The sequence below is a fragment of the Barnesiella sp. CU968 genome (assembly GCF_905219685.1).
GTDB lineage: Bacteria > Bacteroidota > Bacteroidia > Bacteroidales > Muribaculaceae > Lepagella > Lepagella muris_A.
Map to the genome: position 1 here is coordinate 1 of NZ_CAJMXD010000567.1, position 1,297 is coordinate 1,297.

Genomic DNA, 1,297 nt, shown 5'->3' on the forward strand with positions numbered 1-1,297 from the left:
TGACCTGTTTCTGCAACAAATAATCTGACTCCATAAGTATTGTATAGATTAGATGCAAACTCGCCTAGTTGAGCTGGGGTGTAATCTTGCCATTGTGGATAATACGAAACACCGAGCATATCAAAACTCTTCAATCCATACTTTTTATGATTAGCAACCCAGAACAATGCATCATTTGGATTCATCGCAACATGAAGAATTGTTTTAATATTCTTGCCGTTATTCCAATTGAAATCAGCGACAGCTTGTAAACCGGCGTTAAACAGTTTCGTATTTCTCACATAATTAGTAGGTTCAAGGTCTTCATTATCAGCAACCATTATGGAATTATTAGTCTCATTGCCTATTTGAACTAATTCCGGCAACAGATTCGTGTTCATCAAATGAGTAAGAGTTTGATAGGTATAATTGTATACCGAGTCAGCCAGAATATCGGAGTACTTGACTACGGGTCTCCATGCTTCTGGGACGATATTCTGTTGTGGATCTGTCCATGTATCTGAGTAGTGAAAATCAAGCAAAACATTTAATCCCTCCTGTTTTGCTCGACTGATGCTACGCTTTACATCAGCCAAAGTCGAATAGTTAGTCCATGTTGGATTGTGCCAAAGACGCAATCTAACAAGATTGCCACCATACTCCTTAATTAAATGAAAAGGATCTACAGTATTTCCATCTTTGTAATAACTAACGCCTCCATCTTGAAGCTCATTGATATATGACAAGTCGGCCCCTTGAAGAAATGGAAGTTCACCATCTGTTGCTCTACTCGCAAGATGCGCTGATGCTACTGGTGTTTGTGCGAATTGTTGCGGCTCTAGTTCGCTTTGACAACTCGACAAATTTACGGCAAACAGCAGCGTAATCATGCCCATGGCATGTTTTAAAAGATTTGCTGTTTTCATTGTTATAAATTTAGGTTTGAATATGTATCTGCAAAATTACGTTACCTAACATTTATAATGATTGTTCTTTGAGACAAACTCTCAATCATTTTATCCATTTCAATTAAAATGTCCATATTGGATGTTTAGTTGTCCAATTTGTTATGATGTCATTATAGTATCCTTGCTTCATTAAAATTTATAGCACTAGAATTAAGACATTACAAAAATTTGAAAACATCGAATTTTGGGGTATAAGTCGGACGCATAAGTATGGTCGAAATCTCTTCCAATCCGTACTTGACAAGCGACTTTGCCTTTCTTCCATGTTTCAGAATTCTTATCGCTTTAATATTTATATCTTTATGTTCACCAACGAGATACGCCAACACACAAGCCATGCAGACCATCGT

General features: G+C 37.1%; 1 protein-coding gene and 1 pseudogene. Both read right to left on the reverse strand.

What is annotated here, in order from left to right; genetic code table 11:
- Positions 1 to 905, reverse strand: a 905-nt coding sequence (locus JX312_RS13725; RefSeq protein WP_204458482.1) for a glycosyl hydrolase 53 family protein, incomplete at its 3' end; no start/stop codon positions are given.
- A 200-nt stretch (positions 906 to 1,105) separates the two neighbouring features.
- Positions 1,106 to 1,297: pseudogene (locus JX312_RS13730) on the reverse strand (IS4 family transposase); the annotation flags it as partial.